The sequence below is a fragment of the Pseudorhodoferax sp. LjRoot39 genome (assembly GCF_964253035.1).
Lineage (GTDB): Bacteria > Pseudomonadota > Gammaproteobacteria > Burkholderiales > Burkholderiaceae_C > Pseudorhodoferax.
The window spans coordinates 1,608,438-1,622,332 of sequence record NZ_CAXUQL020000001.1; the positions used below are offsets into that span (position 1 = coordinate 1,608,438).

The 13,895-nt window shown below is 70.2% G+C and carries 11 protein-coding genes; 5 read left to right on the top strand and 6 right to left on the bottom strand.

What is annotated here, in order from left to right:
* Positions 1 to 47: 47 nt before the first annotated feature.
* Genes ACSQ4M_RS07675 through ACSQ4M_RS07695 form a run of 5 tightly spaced genes read right to left on the bottom strand, consistent with a single transcriptional unit; the run spans position 48 to position 5,600 of the window.
* Positions 48 to 1,220 (bottom strand): ABC transporter substrate-binding protein, encoded by a 1,173-nt coding sequence (locus ACSQ4M_RS07675; RefSeq protein ID WP_436188990.1) that lies wholly within the window; start codon positions 1,218 to 1,220, stop codon positions 48 to 50.
* Positions 1,217 to 2,008 carry an alpha/beta fold hydrolase gene (locus tag ACSQ4M_RS07680; RefSeq protein WP_436188991.1) on the bottom strand — a complete coding sequence of 264 codons (792 nt, stop codon included), beginning with the start codon at positions 2,006 to 2,008 and terminating at the stop codon, positions 1,217 to 1,219. Before ACSQ4M_RS07680 ends, ACSQ4M_RS07675 begins: the two co-directional genes overlap by 4 nt.
* On the bottom strand, positions 2,005 to 3,564 hold the full coding sequence (locus ACSQ4M_RS07685; protein WP_436188992.1) for a benzoate-CoA ligase family protein: 1,560 nt from the start codon (positions 3,562 to 3,564) through the stop codon (positions 2,005 to 2,007). The genes ACSQ4M_RS07680 and ACSQ4M_RS07685 overlap by 4 nt, the downstream gene beginning before the upstream one ends.
* Before the next feature lie 18 nt (positions 3,565 to 3,582).
* Entirely contained in the window at positions 3,583 to 5,130 is a 1,548-nt protein-coding gene (locus ACSQ4M_RS07690) for a 3,4-dehydroadipyl-CoA semialdehyde dehydrogenase (RefSeq protein ID WP_436188993.1), read from the bottom strand.
* The gene (locus ACSQ4M_RS07695) at positions 5,127 to 5,600 is read right to left on the bottom strand and encodes a 4-hydroxylaminobenzoate lyase (RefSeq protein WP_436188994.1); all 474 of its coding nucleotides are present in this window, start codon (positions 5,598 to 5,600) and stop codon (positions 5,127 to 5,129) included. Before ACSQ4M_RS07695 ends, ACSQ4M_RS07690 begins: the two co-directional genes overlap by 4 nt.
* 167 nt (positions 5,601 to 5,767) lie before the next feature.
* Here ACSQ4M_RS07695 and ACSQ4M_RS07700 point away from each other — a divergent pair, with 167 nt between their 5' ends.
* The 5 genes from ACSQ4M_RS07700 (at position 5,768) to ACSQ4M_RS07720 (ending at position 11,672) form a co-directional block, all read left to right on the top strand.
* Positions 5,768 to 6,694, top strand: a complete 927-nt coding sequence (locus ACSQ4M_RS07700; RefSeq protein WP_436188995.1) for a helix-turn-helix transcriptional regulator — start codon at positions 5,768 to 5,770, stop codon at positions 6,692 to 6,694.
* 145 nt (positions 6,695 to 6,839) lie between these two features.
* Complete coding sequence (boxC, locus tag ACSQ4M_RS07705; protein WP_436188996.1) at positions 6,840 to 8,516, top strand: 2,3-epoxybenzoyl-CoA dihydrolase; 1,677 nt, start codon at positions 6,840 to 6,842, stop codon at positions 8,514 to 8,516.
* A gap of 19 nt (positions 8,517 to 8,535) precedes the next feature.
* On the top strand, positions 8,536 to 9,963 hold the full coding sequence (gene boxB / locus ACSQ4M_RS07710; protein WP_436188997.1) for a benzoyl-CoA 2,3-epoxidase subunit BoxB: 1,428 nt from the start codon (positions 8,536 to 8,538) through the stop codon (positions 9,961 to 9,963).
* A 7-nt stretch (positions 9,964 to 9,970) separates the two neighbouring features.
* Positions 9,971 to 11,236 (top strand): benzoyl-CoA 2,3-epoxidase subunit BoxA, encoded by a 1,266-nt coding sequence (boxA, locus tag ACSQ4M_RS07715; RefSeq protein WP_436188998.1) that lies wholly within the window; start codon positions 9,971 to 9,973, stop codon positions 11,234 to 11,236.
* A 217-nt stretch (positions 11,237 to 11,453) separates the two neighbouring features.
* Positions 11,454 to 11,672, top strand: coding sequence for a hypothetical protein (locus ACSQ4M_RS07720; protein ID WP_436188999.1), 219 nt, complete (start codon positions 11,454 to 11,456; stop codon positions 11,670 to 11,672).
* A gap of 79 nt (positions 11,673 to 11,751) precedes the next feature.
* Here ACSQ4M_RS07720 and ACSQ4M_RS07725 read toward each other — a convergent pair whose 3' ends face one another.
* Positions 11,752 to 13,869 (bottom strand): ATP-binding protein, encoded by a 2,118-nt coding sequence (locus ACSQ4M_RS07725; RefSeq protein WP_436189000.1) that lies wholly within the window; start codon positions 13,867 to 13,869, stop codon positions 11,752 to 11,754.
* Between the last annotated feature and the right edge of the window lie 26 nt (positions 13,870 to 13,895).

A 13,895-nucleotide genomic window follows, 5' to 3' on the forward strand; every position in this document is an offset into this window, starting at 1 on the left:
AGACGAAGACAGGCAGGGCGCGCGCGGCGCCCTGCACGAAGGGCTGCTCAGTTCTTGCAGCCGCGGGCGGGGTCGGAGAGCGCCTTGGACGCGATGCCGACGACCTTGTTCTCCTTGCCGTCGACCTTGCGCAGGTAGATGTCCTGCACCGGGTTGTGCGACTTGGACATCGTGAACGCGCCGCGCGGGCTGTCGAACTTCGCCTTCTCCACGGCGGCCGCGAACTCGGGCTTCTTCGACACATCGCCCTTCACGGCATCCAGGCCCACGCGCAGGATCTGCGCCGCGTCGTAGCCCTGCACGCCGTACACGTCGGGCTGCAGCTTGAAGGCCTTGGCATAGGCGGTGCGGAAGGCCTTGTCCTTCGGCACCGTCAGGTCGTCGGCGTAGTGCAGCGTGGTCAGAATGCCTTGTGCGGCATCGCCCTGGGCCTCCAGCGTGCCGTCGGTCAGGAAGCCCGAGCCGTACAGCGGCACGGTCTTGTTCAGGCCCGCGGCCGCGTAGTCCTTGACGAACTTCACGGCGCCGCCGCCGGCGAAGAAGGCGAACACCGCATCGGGCTTGGCCGCAGCGATCTCGGTCAGCAGGGCCTGGAACTCCACGTTGGGGAACGGCAGCGTGAGCTGCTTGCTGACCTTGCCGCCCTCCTTCTCGAAGCCTTCCTTGAAGGCGTTGGTCATCTCCTCGCCGGCGGCGTACTTCCAGGTGATGGTGATCGCGGTCTTCTTCTTTTCCTGCTTGGCCGCGACAACCCCCATGCCGTAGGAGGACTGCCAGTTGGAGAACGAGCTGCGGAAGATGTTGGGCGCGCACATCGGGCCGGTCACGGCGTCCGAGCCCGCGTTGGGCACGATCAAGAGCGTGTTGCTCTCCTTGGCCGCGCGCGCCATGGCCATCGCCACGCCCGAGTGCACGGTGCCCACGATCACGTCGACCTTGTCGCGCTTGATGAGCTTGTTGACGTTCTCGGTGGCCTTGGCCGGGTCGGACTCGTCGTCCACCTTGAAGTACTCGATCTCGCGGCCCGCGAGCTTGCCGCCCTGTTCGTCCACGTAGAGCTTGAAGCCGTTCTCGATGGCCACGCCCAGGGCCGTGTAGGTGCCGCTGAAGGGCAGCATCAGGCCGACCTTGAGCTTCTCGCCACTTTGCGCATGGGCGCTGCCTGCGATGGCGAAGGCGGCCAGCACCAGGGTGGCGCGGCGGGTCAGGTGTGCGGTCATCGTTGTCTCCTGTGGTGAATGAATGCGTTCGTCGCGGCGATCACCTGCGCGCTCTGGTCGCGGTGCGGGGAATGGCCGCACTGCGGCAGCTCGAGCAGTTCGGTGCCGGGCACGCCTTCGGCGATGCCGCGGATCTGGGCCAGCGTGCCGTAGGCATCGTCCAGGCCCTGGATGGCCAGCACCGGGCAGCGGATGGCGGCCAGCGCGTCGGTGATGTTCCAGCGCGCGAACGGCGGATGCAGCCAGATGCGGTTCCAGCCCCAGAAGGCCGAGTCGGGGTCGGCGTGGTGGCGCGCCAGGCCGGCGCGCAGGCTGCCGTGTTCGTAGTCCTCGCGCGCACGGCGGATGTTGGCCAGCGTGATGTCCTCGACGAAGATGTGCGGCGCCAGCAGCACCAGGCCGGCCACGCGCGCGGGGTGCCGGGCCGCGTGCAGCAGCGCGATGGAGCCGCCGTCGCTGTGGCCGATGAGCCAGGCCGGCTGCGCCACGTCGAGCGCGTCGAGCAGCGCGGGCAGCACCTCGTCGGCCTGGCGGTGCATGAAGTCCAGGCCCCAGGCCTCGCCCTCGGCGCGCGGCGTGGAGCGGCCGTAGCCGGGCCGCGAGAACACCAGGCCACGCGCGCCCACGGCCTGGCACAGGCGCGCGGGGAAGTCCTTCCACATCGACAGCGAGCCCAGGCCTTCGTGCAGGAACACCAGCAGCGGGGCCTTGGCGGCGGACGCACCGACCCAGTCGTGCTCGATGGACACGCGGCGCCCGCGCCAGACGATGTCGACCGACTGGCTCACGCGCGGGCTTCCTGTTCGCGCAGCCGAAAGCGCTGGATCTTGCCGGTCGCCGTCTTCGGCAGCTCGGCGAGGAAGGCGATCTGGCGCGGGTACTTGTAGGGCGCCAGGCGCTCCTTGACGAAGGCCTTGAGTTGCTCCTCATTGGCCTGCTGCCCGTCCTTGAGCACCACGAAGGCCTTGGTGCGTGTGAGGCCGTCGGCGTCCGGCGTGCCGATCACGGCGGCCTCCAGCACGCTGGGGTGCTGCATCAGCGTGGACTCGACCTCGAACGGCGAGACGTAGATGCCGCTGACCTTGAGCATGTCGTCGCTGCGGCCCGCGTAGGTGTAATAGCCCTCGCCGTCACGCACGTACTTGTCGCCGCTCTTGGTCCAGCCGCCCTGGAAGGTCTCGCGCGTCTTGTCGCGGTTGCCCCAGTACATCAGCGCGGCGCTGGGGCCGCGGATGTAGAGGTCGCCGACCTCACCCACGGCCACCGGCGCCCCGTCTTCGCCGCGCAGTTCGATGTCGTAGCCCGGCACGGGCTTGCCGGTGGTGCCATAGCGCACGTCGTCGGGCCGGTTCGACAGGAACACGTGCAGCATCTCGGTGGAGCCGATGCCGTCGACGATGTCCACGCCGAAGCGGGCCTTGAAGCGCTCGGCGATCTCGGCCGGCAGCGCCTCGCCGGCCGAGGAGCACATGCGCAGCGCCACGTCGTCGCGCTGCGGCAAGCGGGGCGAGGCCAGCATGCCGGCAAAGCCCGTGGGCGCGCCGAAGAACACGGTGGGCCTGCACTGCAGTTCGGTCCAGCGCTTGAACACCGCGTCCGGCGTGGGCCGCTCGGCCATCAGCACCACGCAGGCGCCGACCGACAGCGGGAACGTCAAAGCATTGCCCAGTCCATAGGCGAAGTACAGCTTGGCGGCGGAGAAGCACACGTCCCGGTCGGTCAGCGCCAGCACGCCCTTGCCGTAGAGTTCTGCGGTCCACCACAGGTTGCGCTGGGTGTGCACCGTGCCCTTGGGCCGGCCGGTGGAACCCGAGGAGTAGAGCCAGAAGCCGGGCTCGTCGCCCGTGGTCGGCGCCGGCGCGGGCGCGGGCTGCACGGCGGCCAGCGCGGCCTCGAACTCCAGCGCGCCGGCCGGCAGTGGCGTGACGGGCTGCGAGACGATGGTGGTGTGCAGCTCGTGGCCGGCCGTCTCCATGGCGGCCTGCAGCGCGGGCAGCAATGCGCCCGAGACCAGCGCGGCCTGGGCGCGGCTGTGCGCCAGCATGTAGGCGTAGTCCTCGGGCGTCAGCAGCGTGTTGACGGCCACCGGCACCAGGCCGGCGTACAGGCAGCCCAGGAAGCTCACGGGCCAGTCGTGCGTGTCCAGCATCAGCAGCAGCACGCGCTCTTCGCGGCGCAGGCCGGACGCCAGCAGCGCGCTGGCCAGGCGGCGCGCGCGCTGCTCCAGCTGGCCGTAGCTCAGCGGGCCGCGGTCGTCGATGTAGGCCAGCCGGTCGCCGCGCCGGCGGTGCAGCGCGAACAGGTGCTCGGCGAAGTTGAAGGGGCCGTCGGGGGGCGTGGGCATGGGTGTCTCCTGCTGTTCTCAGAGTCCGAGCGCGGCCAGCACGGGTGGGCTGGCCTGCACCGCGCTGCGCTGGTGGTAGAAGTCCAGCGCGCGCAGGCCGCCGAGTTCGGCGCCGCCGCCGGCGCGGCCAGGGCCGCCGTGCAGCGATTGCGGCATCACGTTGCCGTGGCCGGTGTGCACCTGCGCCACCTCGGGCGTGACCACGTGCACGCGGCCGTGGCTGGCGGCCAGGTCCAGCGCGCTGCGGCCGAGCAGCGCCGCGTCGTCGCCGTACAGCGAGGCCACCAGCGAGCCCTGGCCGCGCCGGGCCAGCGCCAGCGCGTGCGGCACGTCGCGGTAGGCCAGCAGCGTGGCGACCGGGCCGAACACCTCCACGTCGTGCACGGCCTGCGCGCCGTCGGCGTCGCGCGTGCCCAGCAGCACGGGTGCCACGCAGGCGGCCACGGCGGGGTCGGCGTCCACCAGCGGCTGGGCGCGGCCGTCGTGCAGGATCTCGGCCGTGCGGGCGAGCTGCGCCACGCCCTGCTGCACCGTGTCGAACTGTGCGCGGCTCACGAGCGCGCCCATGCGCACGCCCGCGTTGCGCGGGTTGCCGGTGCTGACCTTGGCCAGCTTCGCGGCGATGGCCTCCGCCGCCGCGCCGTAGACCGCCTCGGGCACCAGGATGCGCCGGATCGCCGTGCACTTCTGGCCCGACTTGACCGTCATCTCGCGCACCACCTCGCGCACCAGCAGCTCGAAGGCCGGCGTGCCGGGCGTGGCATCGGGCAGGGCCAGCGCGCTGTTCAGGCTGTCGGCCTCGATGTTGGCGCGCACCGCGTGGCGCGCCAGGGCCGGGTGGCTGCGGATGACGGCGGCGGTGTCGGCCGAGCCCGTGAACGAGACCACGTCGAAGGGCTCCAGCGCATCGAGCAGGCCGGCCGAACTTCCGCAGACGATGGACAGCGCGCCCGCGGGCAGGAGGCCGGCATCGACCACGTCCTGCACCATGCGCTGCGTGAGCCAGGCTGTGGCGGTGGCCGGCTTGACGACCACGGCCATGCCCGACAGCAGGGCCGGCGCGGCCTTCTCCCACAGGCCCCAGGCTGGGAAGTTGAAGGCGTTGATGAACAGGGCCAGGCCCGGCCGCGGCACCTGCACGTGCTGGGCCTGGAAGGCCTCCTTGGCGAGGCGCACGGGCTCGCCGTCGCGCAGCGCGCGGGCATCGCCCAGGGCCTCGCCCCAGCGTGCGTACTGGCCCAGCGTGAAGATGGCGCCGTCAATGTCCACGGCCGAGTCGTTCTTCACGGTGCCGGAGTTGGCGGTGGCGATCGCGTCGTAGGCATCGCGGTGGGCCTGCAGCAACTGGCCCACCTTGGCGAGCAGGGCCGCGCGTTCGCGGTACGTGAGGGCCTGCAGCGCCGCGCTGCCCTGGCGGCGTGCGAAGTCGAAGGCGGCCGGCAGGTCCAGGCCCGTGGCGTCCACGCGCACGAGTGCGGTGCCGAGCACGGGGTCCAGCAGCGTGATGCCGGCGCCGGTGCCGGCCTGCCAGCGGCCGGAGACGAAGTTGGGGAGCAGGGCGGTCATGGGGTTTTCGTGAACTGGATCTGGCCTTCGGGCAGCAGGTAGAGCACCAGGGCGCGGCCCTGGGCCACGGTCGGGCGGTGCGCGCTGCCGGGCGGGTAGACGCACCAGCCGGCCGGGCGGCCGTCGAAGGTGGCGGCGCCGTCGTCCAGCGGCAGGATCAGGTCGATCTCGCCCTGGGGATGGGTGTGGTGCGGGCCGGCGATGTCCTGCATGTCCACCACGTCGACCGAGAAGCGGTGCAGCGCGTCCTCGGCCTTGAACACGCGGCCGTAGCGGATGCCGCCGCCTTCGCGGTCGCAAAGCCAGCCCTGGGCCACGCCCTCGATGCACCTGGCCTTCAGCGCGGCGTAGCTGGCGCTGCCGGCGCCGTGCGTGGTGTTGAGCCACCGGTCGAGCGCGGCGTCCAGCGGCCGTCCCGCAAGTTCCGCGGTCAGCGCCGCCAGTTGGCTGTGGAAGTTGTCTTTGCTCATCGTGGTCCTGCTGCGTCCATTGGCACTTGCGTACCGCAGGGAACATGCAATATCGTGCTTGTGGCGGCACGATAGGTTTGTGCGTGATGAGTGTCAAGCAATATAGTGCAAGTTTGGTGTTTACCCTAGGCACGACAATGCCGGGGAGTCACGAAAGGGCGAAGGCCATGAACAAGCGGGAGGGGCGCGGCGTGGAGACGGAAACGCAAGCGCCAACACCAGAACCGGGCGATGCGCCGCGCGATGCCTTGCTGGCCGCGCTGGGCGACCGCGTGCGCAGCCTGCGCGCGCGGCGTGGCCTCACGCGCAAGGCCGTGGCGCAGGCGGCCGAGGTGTCCGAGCGGCACCTGGCGAACCTGGAATACGGCATCGGCAACGCGTCCATCCTGGTGTTGCAGCAGGTGGCGGGTGCTCTGCATTGCTCGCTGGCCGAGATGGTGGGCGACGTGACCACCAGTTCGCCCGAGTGGCTGCTGATCCGCGAGCTGCTGGAGAACCGCTCCGAGGCCGACCTGCGGCGCGTGCGCGTGACCATCGGCGAACTGCTGGGCACGGGCGCCACCGATCCCGGGCGCGGCCGGCGCATCGCGCTGATCGGCCTGCGCGGCGCGGGCAAGTCCACGCTGGGCCGCATGCTGGCCGAGGCGCTGGACCTGCCCTTCATCGAGCTGAGCCGCGAGATCGAGAAGGTCGCCGGTTGCAGCGTGCGCGAAATCCACGACCTGTACGGCACCAACGCCTACCGCCGCTACGAGCGCCGTGCGCTCGAGGAGACCGTGCAGATCTACGGCGAGGTGGTGATCGCCACGCCGGGCGGCATCGTCTCCGACCCGGCCACCTTCAACGAGCTGCTGGCGCACTGCACCACGGTGTGGCTGCAAGCCTCGCCCGAGGAGCACATGGGCCGCGTGGCGGCCCAGGGCGACCTGCGGCCCATGGCGGCCAGCAAGGAAGCCATGGAAGACCTGCGCCGCATCCTGGACGGGCGCGCGGCCTTCTATTCCAAGGCCGACCTGCGCGTGGACACCAGCGCCAAGAGCCTGCAGCAGGCCTTCGACCTGCTGCGCAGCAGCGTGCAGGCCGCGCTGGCCTGACATCGCCGCCGCCGATCCAGGCGGCGGGATCGACTTGCACAAAAAAACATGCGCGGGGCTTGACGCGTGCAGTGACATGCATAATGATGCATGCATCGCCTTCAAGTAGATGCAGTATTTTGCATTTAACCCCACCGGAGACAGCATGGCCGACACCGCTCCCCCGACTTCCGCGCCGCGCGTGGACTACCGCACCGACCCGAGCCAATACCGCCACTGGTCGCTGACCACCGACGGCGCCATCGCGCGCCTGTCGCTGGACATCGCGGAGGAGGGCGGCATCCGCCCGGGCTACAAGCTCAAGCTCAACAGCTACGACCTGGGCGTGGACATCGAGCTGCACGACGCGCTGAACCGCGTTCGCTTCGAGCACCCCGCCGTGCAGGCCGTGATCGTGACCAGCGGCAAGGACCGCATCTTCTGCTCGGGCGCCAACATCTTCATGCTGGGCCTGTCCAGCCACGCCTGGAAGGTGAACTTCTGCAAGTTCACGAACGAGACGCGCAACGGCATCGAGGACTCGTCCAAGCACGAGGGGCTGAAGTTCCTGGCCGCCGTGAACGGCGCCTGCGCCGGTGGCGGCTACGAACTGGCGCTGGCCTGCGACGAGATCGTGCTGGTGGACGACCGCTCTTCGTCTGTGTCCCTGCCCGAGGTGCCGCTGCTGGGCGTGCTGCCCGGCACCGGCGGCCTCACGCGCGTGACCGACAAGCGCAAGGTGCGCCACGACCTGGCCGACATCTTCTGCACCAGCGTGGAAGGCGTGCGCGGCCAGCGTGCCGTGGACTGGCGCCTGGTGGACGCCGTGGCCAAGCCCGCGCAGTTCGGCGCCGTGGTGCAGGAGCGCGCGGCGAAGCTGGGTGCTGCCGGCGGCCGTTCGACCGCGCCGCAGGGCATCGCGCTGCCGCGCATCACGCGTGAAGACTCGGCCGACGGCATCGGCTACGAACACGTCAACGTGGCCATCGACCGCGCCCGCCGTACCGCCACGCTGACCGTCAAGGCCCCCACAGGACAACAGCCCACGGACATCGCCGGCATCGAGGCTCTAGGCGCCGCCTGGTGGCCGCTGGCCATGGGCCGCCAGCTCGACGACGCGATCCTGAACCTGCGCACCAACGAGCTCGACATCGGCACCTGGCTGCTCAAGACCGAAGGCGATGCCGCGGCCGTGCTGGCGGCCGACGCCGCCATCGTGGCCAACCAGGACCACTGGCTGGTGCGCCAGACCCTGGGCCTGCTGCGCCGCACCTTCGCGCGGCTCGACGTGTCGTCACGCACGCTGTTCGCGCTCGTGGAGTCCGGCTCCTGCTTCGCCGGCATGCTGGCCGAACTGGCCTTCGCGGCCGACCGCACCTACATGCTGGCGCTGCCCGACGCGCCCGACAAGGCGCCCAAGATCACGCTGGACGAGTTCAACTTCGGCCTGCTGCCGCTGGTCACCGAGCAAAGCCGTCTGCAACGCCGCTTCTACGAGGAAGTCGCCCCGCTGGAGGCAGCCCGCGCTGCCGCCGGCAAGCCGCTCGATGCCGATGCCGCGCTCGCGCTGGGCCTGGTCACGGCCGCGCCCGACGACATCGACTGGGGCGACGAAATCCGCATCGCCCTGGAAGAACGCGCCGCCATGTCGCCCGACGCGCTGACCGGCCTGGAAGCCAACCTGCGCTTCGCGGGCAAGGAGAACATGGTCACGCGCGTCTTCGGTCGCCTCTCGGCCTGGCAGAACTGGATCTTCCAGCGCCCCAACGCCGTGGGCGAGAAGGGCGCGCTCAAGCTGTACGGCAAGGGCGAGAAGACGGCTTTCGACTTCAACCGCGTCTGAACGAATTCAGGAGACCCCGATGAGCACGATCAACTACAGCGAGAAGATCCCCAACAACGTCAACCTGGGCGAAGACCGCACCCTGCAGCGCGCGCTCGAAGGCTGGCAGCCCAACTTCATCCACTGGTGGGACGACGTGGGCCCCGAGGGCTCGACCAACCACGAGGTCTACCTGCGCACCGCCGTCAGCGTGGACCCGCAGGGCTGGGCCCAGTTCGGCCACGTGAAGATGCGCGATTACCGCTGGGGCATCTTCCTGAACCCGGGCGACGCCGAGCGCAAGATCCACTTCGGCGACAGCCTGGGCGAGAAGGCCTGGCAGGACGTGCCCGGCGAGCACCGCGCCAACCTGCGCCGCATCATCGTCACGCAGGGCGACACCGAGCCCGCGAGCGTCGAGCAGCAGCGCCACCTGGGCCTGACCGCACCCTCCATGTACGACCTGCGCAACCTGTTCCAGATCAACGTGGAGGAGGGCCGCCACCTGTGGGCCATGGTCTACCTGCTGCACAAGCACTTCGGCCGCGATGGCCGCGAGGAGGCCGAGGCGCTGCTGCAGCGCACCTCGGGCGACCAGGACAACCCGCGCATCCTGGGTGCGTTCAACGAGAAGACGCCGGACTGGCTGGCCTTCTTCATGTTCACCTACTTCACCGACCGCGACGGCAAGTTCCAGCTCTCCGCGCTGGCCGAGAGCGCGTTCGACCCGCTGGCGCGCACCACCAAGTTCATGCTGACGGAAGAGGCGCACCACATGTTCGTGGGCGAGAGCGGCGTCTCGCGCGTGCTGTCGCGCACGGCCGCCGTCATGAACGAGCTCAAGACGGACGACGCGGCCAAGGTGCGCGCGGCTGGCGCCATCGACCTCGGCACCATCCAGCGTTACCTGAACTTCCACTACAGCGTGACCATCGACCTGTTCGGCGCCGACCAGTCGAGCAACGCCGCGATCTTCTACAGCTCGGGCCTCAAGGGCCGCTACGAGGAAGGCAAGCGCAGCGACGACCACCAGCTCAAGGGCCAGACCTACAAGGTGCTGGAAGTGGTCAATGGCCAGCTGCAGGAGAAGGAAGTGCCCATGCTCAACGCGCTCAACGAGGTGCTGCGCGACGACTTCATCAAGGACTCGGTGGCCGGCGTGAACCGCTGGAACAAGGTGCTGGAGAAGGCCGGGCTCCCCACGCGTCTGACGGTGCCGCACAAGGCCTTCAACCGCCAGATCGGTGCGCTGGCCGGCATCAAGATGTCGCCCGAGGGACGCGTGGTCAGCGAGAACGAGTGGAACGCGAAGAAGGCCGAATGGCTGCCGACCCCCGAGGACTTCGCCTTCGTGGCGTCCCTGATGGGCCGCGTGGTCGACCCGGGCAAGTTCGCCGGCTGGATCGCGCCGCCGGTGATGGGCATCAACCGCCAGCCCGTCGATTTCGAATACGTCCGGTTTGGATGAGGCCACCATGGACATGGCCGTTGACGCCGCCGTCATCCAGCAGCACCTGATCGACCCCGAGATCTGCATCCGCTGCAACACCTGCGAGGCCACCTGCCCGGTCGGCGCGATCACGCACGACGAGCGCAACTACGTGGTCAAGGCCGATGTCTGCAACGGCTGCATGGCCTGCATCGCGCCGTGCCCCACGGGCTCGATCGACAACTGGCGCAGCATGCCCAGGCTGCGCGCCTACTCCATCGAGGAGCAGCTGACCTGGGACGAACTGCCGCCCGCGCTCACGCCCGAGCAATTGGCTGCGGCCGGCGTGGGCGAGGTGCCCGCCGAAGCGCCGCCGCCCGCGCAGGCGGCGCCCGAGCCCGGCACCGTGGCGTTCAACAGCGCGCAGTACGGCGCCAGCATCCCGCCCTGGTCGGCCGCGCACGCCTACACCAACCTCTACAACGCCAAGAAGCCGACCACGGCCACCGTGGTCGGCAACTTCAACTGCACCGAGGCCGGCTTCGACAGCGAGACCCACCACGTGGTGCTGGACTTCGGCGCCATGCCGTTCCCGGTGCTGGAGGGCCAGTCCATCGGCATCGTGCCACCGGGCACCGACGCGCTGGGCCGGCCACACCAGCCGCGCCAGTACTCGGTCGCGAGCCCGCGCAACGGCGAGCGGCCGGGCTACAACAACCTCTCGCTGACCGTCAAGCGCGTGACCGAGGACCACCAGGGCAAGCCGGTGCGCGGCATCTGCTCCAACTACGTCTGCGACCTCCAGGTCGGCGACCCCGTGCAGGTGGTCGGCCCCTTCGGCAGCAGCTTCCTGATGCCCAACCACCCGAAGTCGCACCTCGTGATGGTGTGCACGGGCACGGGCAGCGCGCCCATGCGCGCGATGACGGAGTGGCGACGGCGCCTGCGCAACAGCGGCAAGTTCGAGGGCGGCAAGCTGCTGCTGTTCTTCGGCGCGCGCACGCAGCAGGAGCTGCCCTACTTCGGCCCGCTGCAAAGCCTGCCGAAGGACTTCATCGACATCCACCTGGCCTTCTCGCGCATGCCGGGGCAGCCCAGGAAGTACGTGCAGGACGGCATGCGGGAGCGCGCGGCCGACCTCGCCGCGCTGCTGCACGACGGTGCGAGCCACTTCTACGTGTGTGGCCTCAAGAGCATGGAGCAGGGCGTGGTGCTGGCGCTGCGCGACATTGCCACGGGCGCGGGGCTGGACTGGGAGAGCATTGCCGCGACGCTCAAGCGCGAGGGGCGGCTGCATCTGGAGACGTACTGACATGCCCCCCGTTTGGACTTCTCACTGCGTGTAGAAGTCCCATCCCCCCAAGGGGCGCACCCGGCGGCCTGGCAGAGCCAGTTCCGCGGCTGCACTGGCATGGCCTGCTCCGCGGCCTTCTGACCCTTGGCTTGCGAGCCGGTTTCGTGCCCTGCGGCTGGCGAGCCAGCGCCGTGGACAACTGAAATGGATCGCGAGGGGCGGCACAATGGTGCCCATGGTGAGTGAACTAAGCGACGCAGAGCTGCACGACATGGCAGCCATGTGGCGAGCGGAGGCCCTGCGGGGCTCCAAGGAAGCGCGCGGCCAGGCGCATCTGCTGGAAGTCGAACAGCGCAGGCGCCTGGGCATCCCCGGCCTGCGCGACAACACGGACCTGGACCTGCGGCCCCTCGCAGAACGGCAGGAACGACGCAGTTGGTGGCAGCGCGGCTGACACCACCGACCCGCGGCGCACTGCAGCCTGGCCCTTCGCACCGTAGCCTGCCCCGGGCAGCGCGCCCCGGCGGGCGCCGTCAGACCATCCTGCGGTCCAGCATGTCGCGCACGCGCGTCACCAGGGCCGCCAGGTCGAAGGGCTTGGTCATGACCTCCATGCCGGCTTCCATGAAGCCGTTGCCCATGGTCGCGGCCTCGGCATAGCCGGTGATGAACAGCACCTGCAGTTCCGGCCGCAGCAGCCGGCCGGCATCGGCCACCTGGCGCCCGTTCATGCCGCCTGGCAGGCCCACGTCGGTCACCAGCAGGTCGATCGGCCCGCTTGCTTGCAGCTGGCGCAGGCCGGCCGGGCCGTCGGCGGCGCCCAGCACGGTGTAGCCGGCGTCCTGCAGCACCTCGGTCAGCAGGTCGCGCACGATGTCCTCGTCCTCGATCAGCAGCAGGGTCTCGCCGGCGCCGCCGCCGCCGGGCGGATCGGCGGTGTGGGCGGCGTCGTCGGTCTCGGCCTCGCCCAGGTGGCGTGGCAGCAGCAGCGTCATGGTGGTGCCGCGACCGGGCTCGGAATCCACCTGGATCTGGCCGCCCGACTGGCGCACGAAGCCGTAGACCATGGACAGGCCCAGGCCCGTGCCCTGGCCCAGCGGCTTGGTCGTGAAGAAGGGGTCGAACACGCGCTGCACGATGGCGTGCGACATGCCGGTGCCGGTGTCGGTCACGCGCAGGCAGACATAGTCGCCAGCCGGGAGCTCCTGGGCGGCGGCTTCCTCTTCGGCCAGCGTGCGGTTGGCGGTGGCCAGCGCCAGGCGTCCGCCCTCGGGCATGGCATCGCGTGCGTTGATGCACAGGTTCAGCAGCGCGTTCTCCAGCTGCGAGGCGTCCACGCGCGTGGGCCAGGTTGCCGGCGCCGGCTCCACCGCCAGTTGCACGGCCGGCCCCACGGTGCGCGCCACCATCTCCTGCATGCCTTGCACGAGCCGGTTCACATCGGTGGGCCGGGGGTCCAGCGTCTGCCGGCGCGAGAAGGCCAGCAGGCGCTGCGTGAGCGAGGCGGCGCGTCGCACCGAGCGTTCGCCCATGTCCAGGTAGGCACGCAGGCCCTCGGTCTGCCCCTGGTCCAGCCGCAGCCGCATGAGCTGCAGCGCCCCGCCGATGCCGGCCAGCAGGTTGTTGAAGTCGTGCGCGATGCCGCCGGTCAGCTGGCCCACGGCCTCCATCTTCTGCGCCTGGCGCAGCGCGTCCTGGGTCTCGGCCAGGGCCTGCCAGGCGCGTTCGCGCGCCAGCGTGCGTTCGGCCACGCGCTGCTCCAGCGTGGCGTTGAGCTGGCGCAGCGCGGTCTCGGCCTGCACGCGCTCGGTCACGTCGTAGCCCCCCGCGAAGATGCCTCGCACCTGGCCCGCGGCATCATGGATGGGCTCGTACAGCAGGTCGACGAAGCGCTCGCCCGGTGCGTGGGCCAGGCGCACGGCCAGCGCGTGCGCACGGAGCGGCTCGCCCGTGGCATAGACCTGGTCCAGCATCTCGAAGAAGCCCTGGCCCCGCAGCTCCGGAAACACCGCGCGCACCGGTCGGCCCAGCAGCGTGCGCGGGCCGGCGATCCGCATGTAGGCGTCGTTGACGTACTCGAACACATGGTCGGGGCCGGCCATCACGCCGACGAAGCCCGGCATTTGCTGCAGCAGGCGCTGCTGCTGCGCGCGCTCCTCGTGCGAGCGGCGCTCGGCCAGCACCTTGGACGTGGTCTCGACCACGGTGTCCAGCATGGCGATCACGCTGCCGTGCTCGTCGAACACCGGTCCGTAGTTGAAGGTGAACCAGGCATCCTCCATGCGGCCATGGCGGTCGATGTGGATCCGGTAGTCCTCGATGAAGGTGGACTCGCCGGCCAGCGCGCGCTCGGCGATGGGTTGCAGCTGCGGCCAGACCTCGCGCCAGGTTTCGCGCATCGGCCGGCCCAGCGCCTGCGGCTTGGTGCCCAGGATGGTGTGGTAGCCGTCGTTGTAGATGGCGATGAGGTCCGGCCCGCAGAACAGGCAAGCCGGGAACTTGGAGGCCAGCATCTGGTCGACGGTGACGCGCAAGGCTGCCGACCAGCCGGCGATCGGCCCGAGCGGCGTGCGTGCCCAGTCGAAGGCCCGCACCTTGGCGCCCATGTCGCCACCGCCGGTCTGGAATGCGGAGGGGCCGGGCAGGGTCATGGAGCCGCGATCTTAGGCTGGCCCGG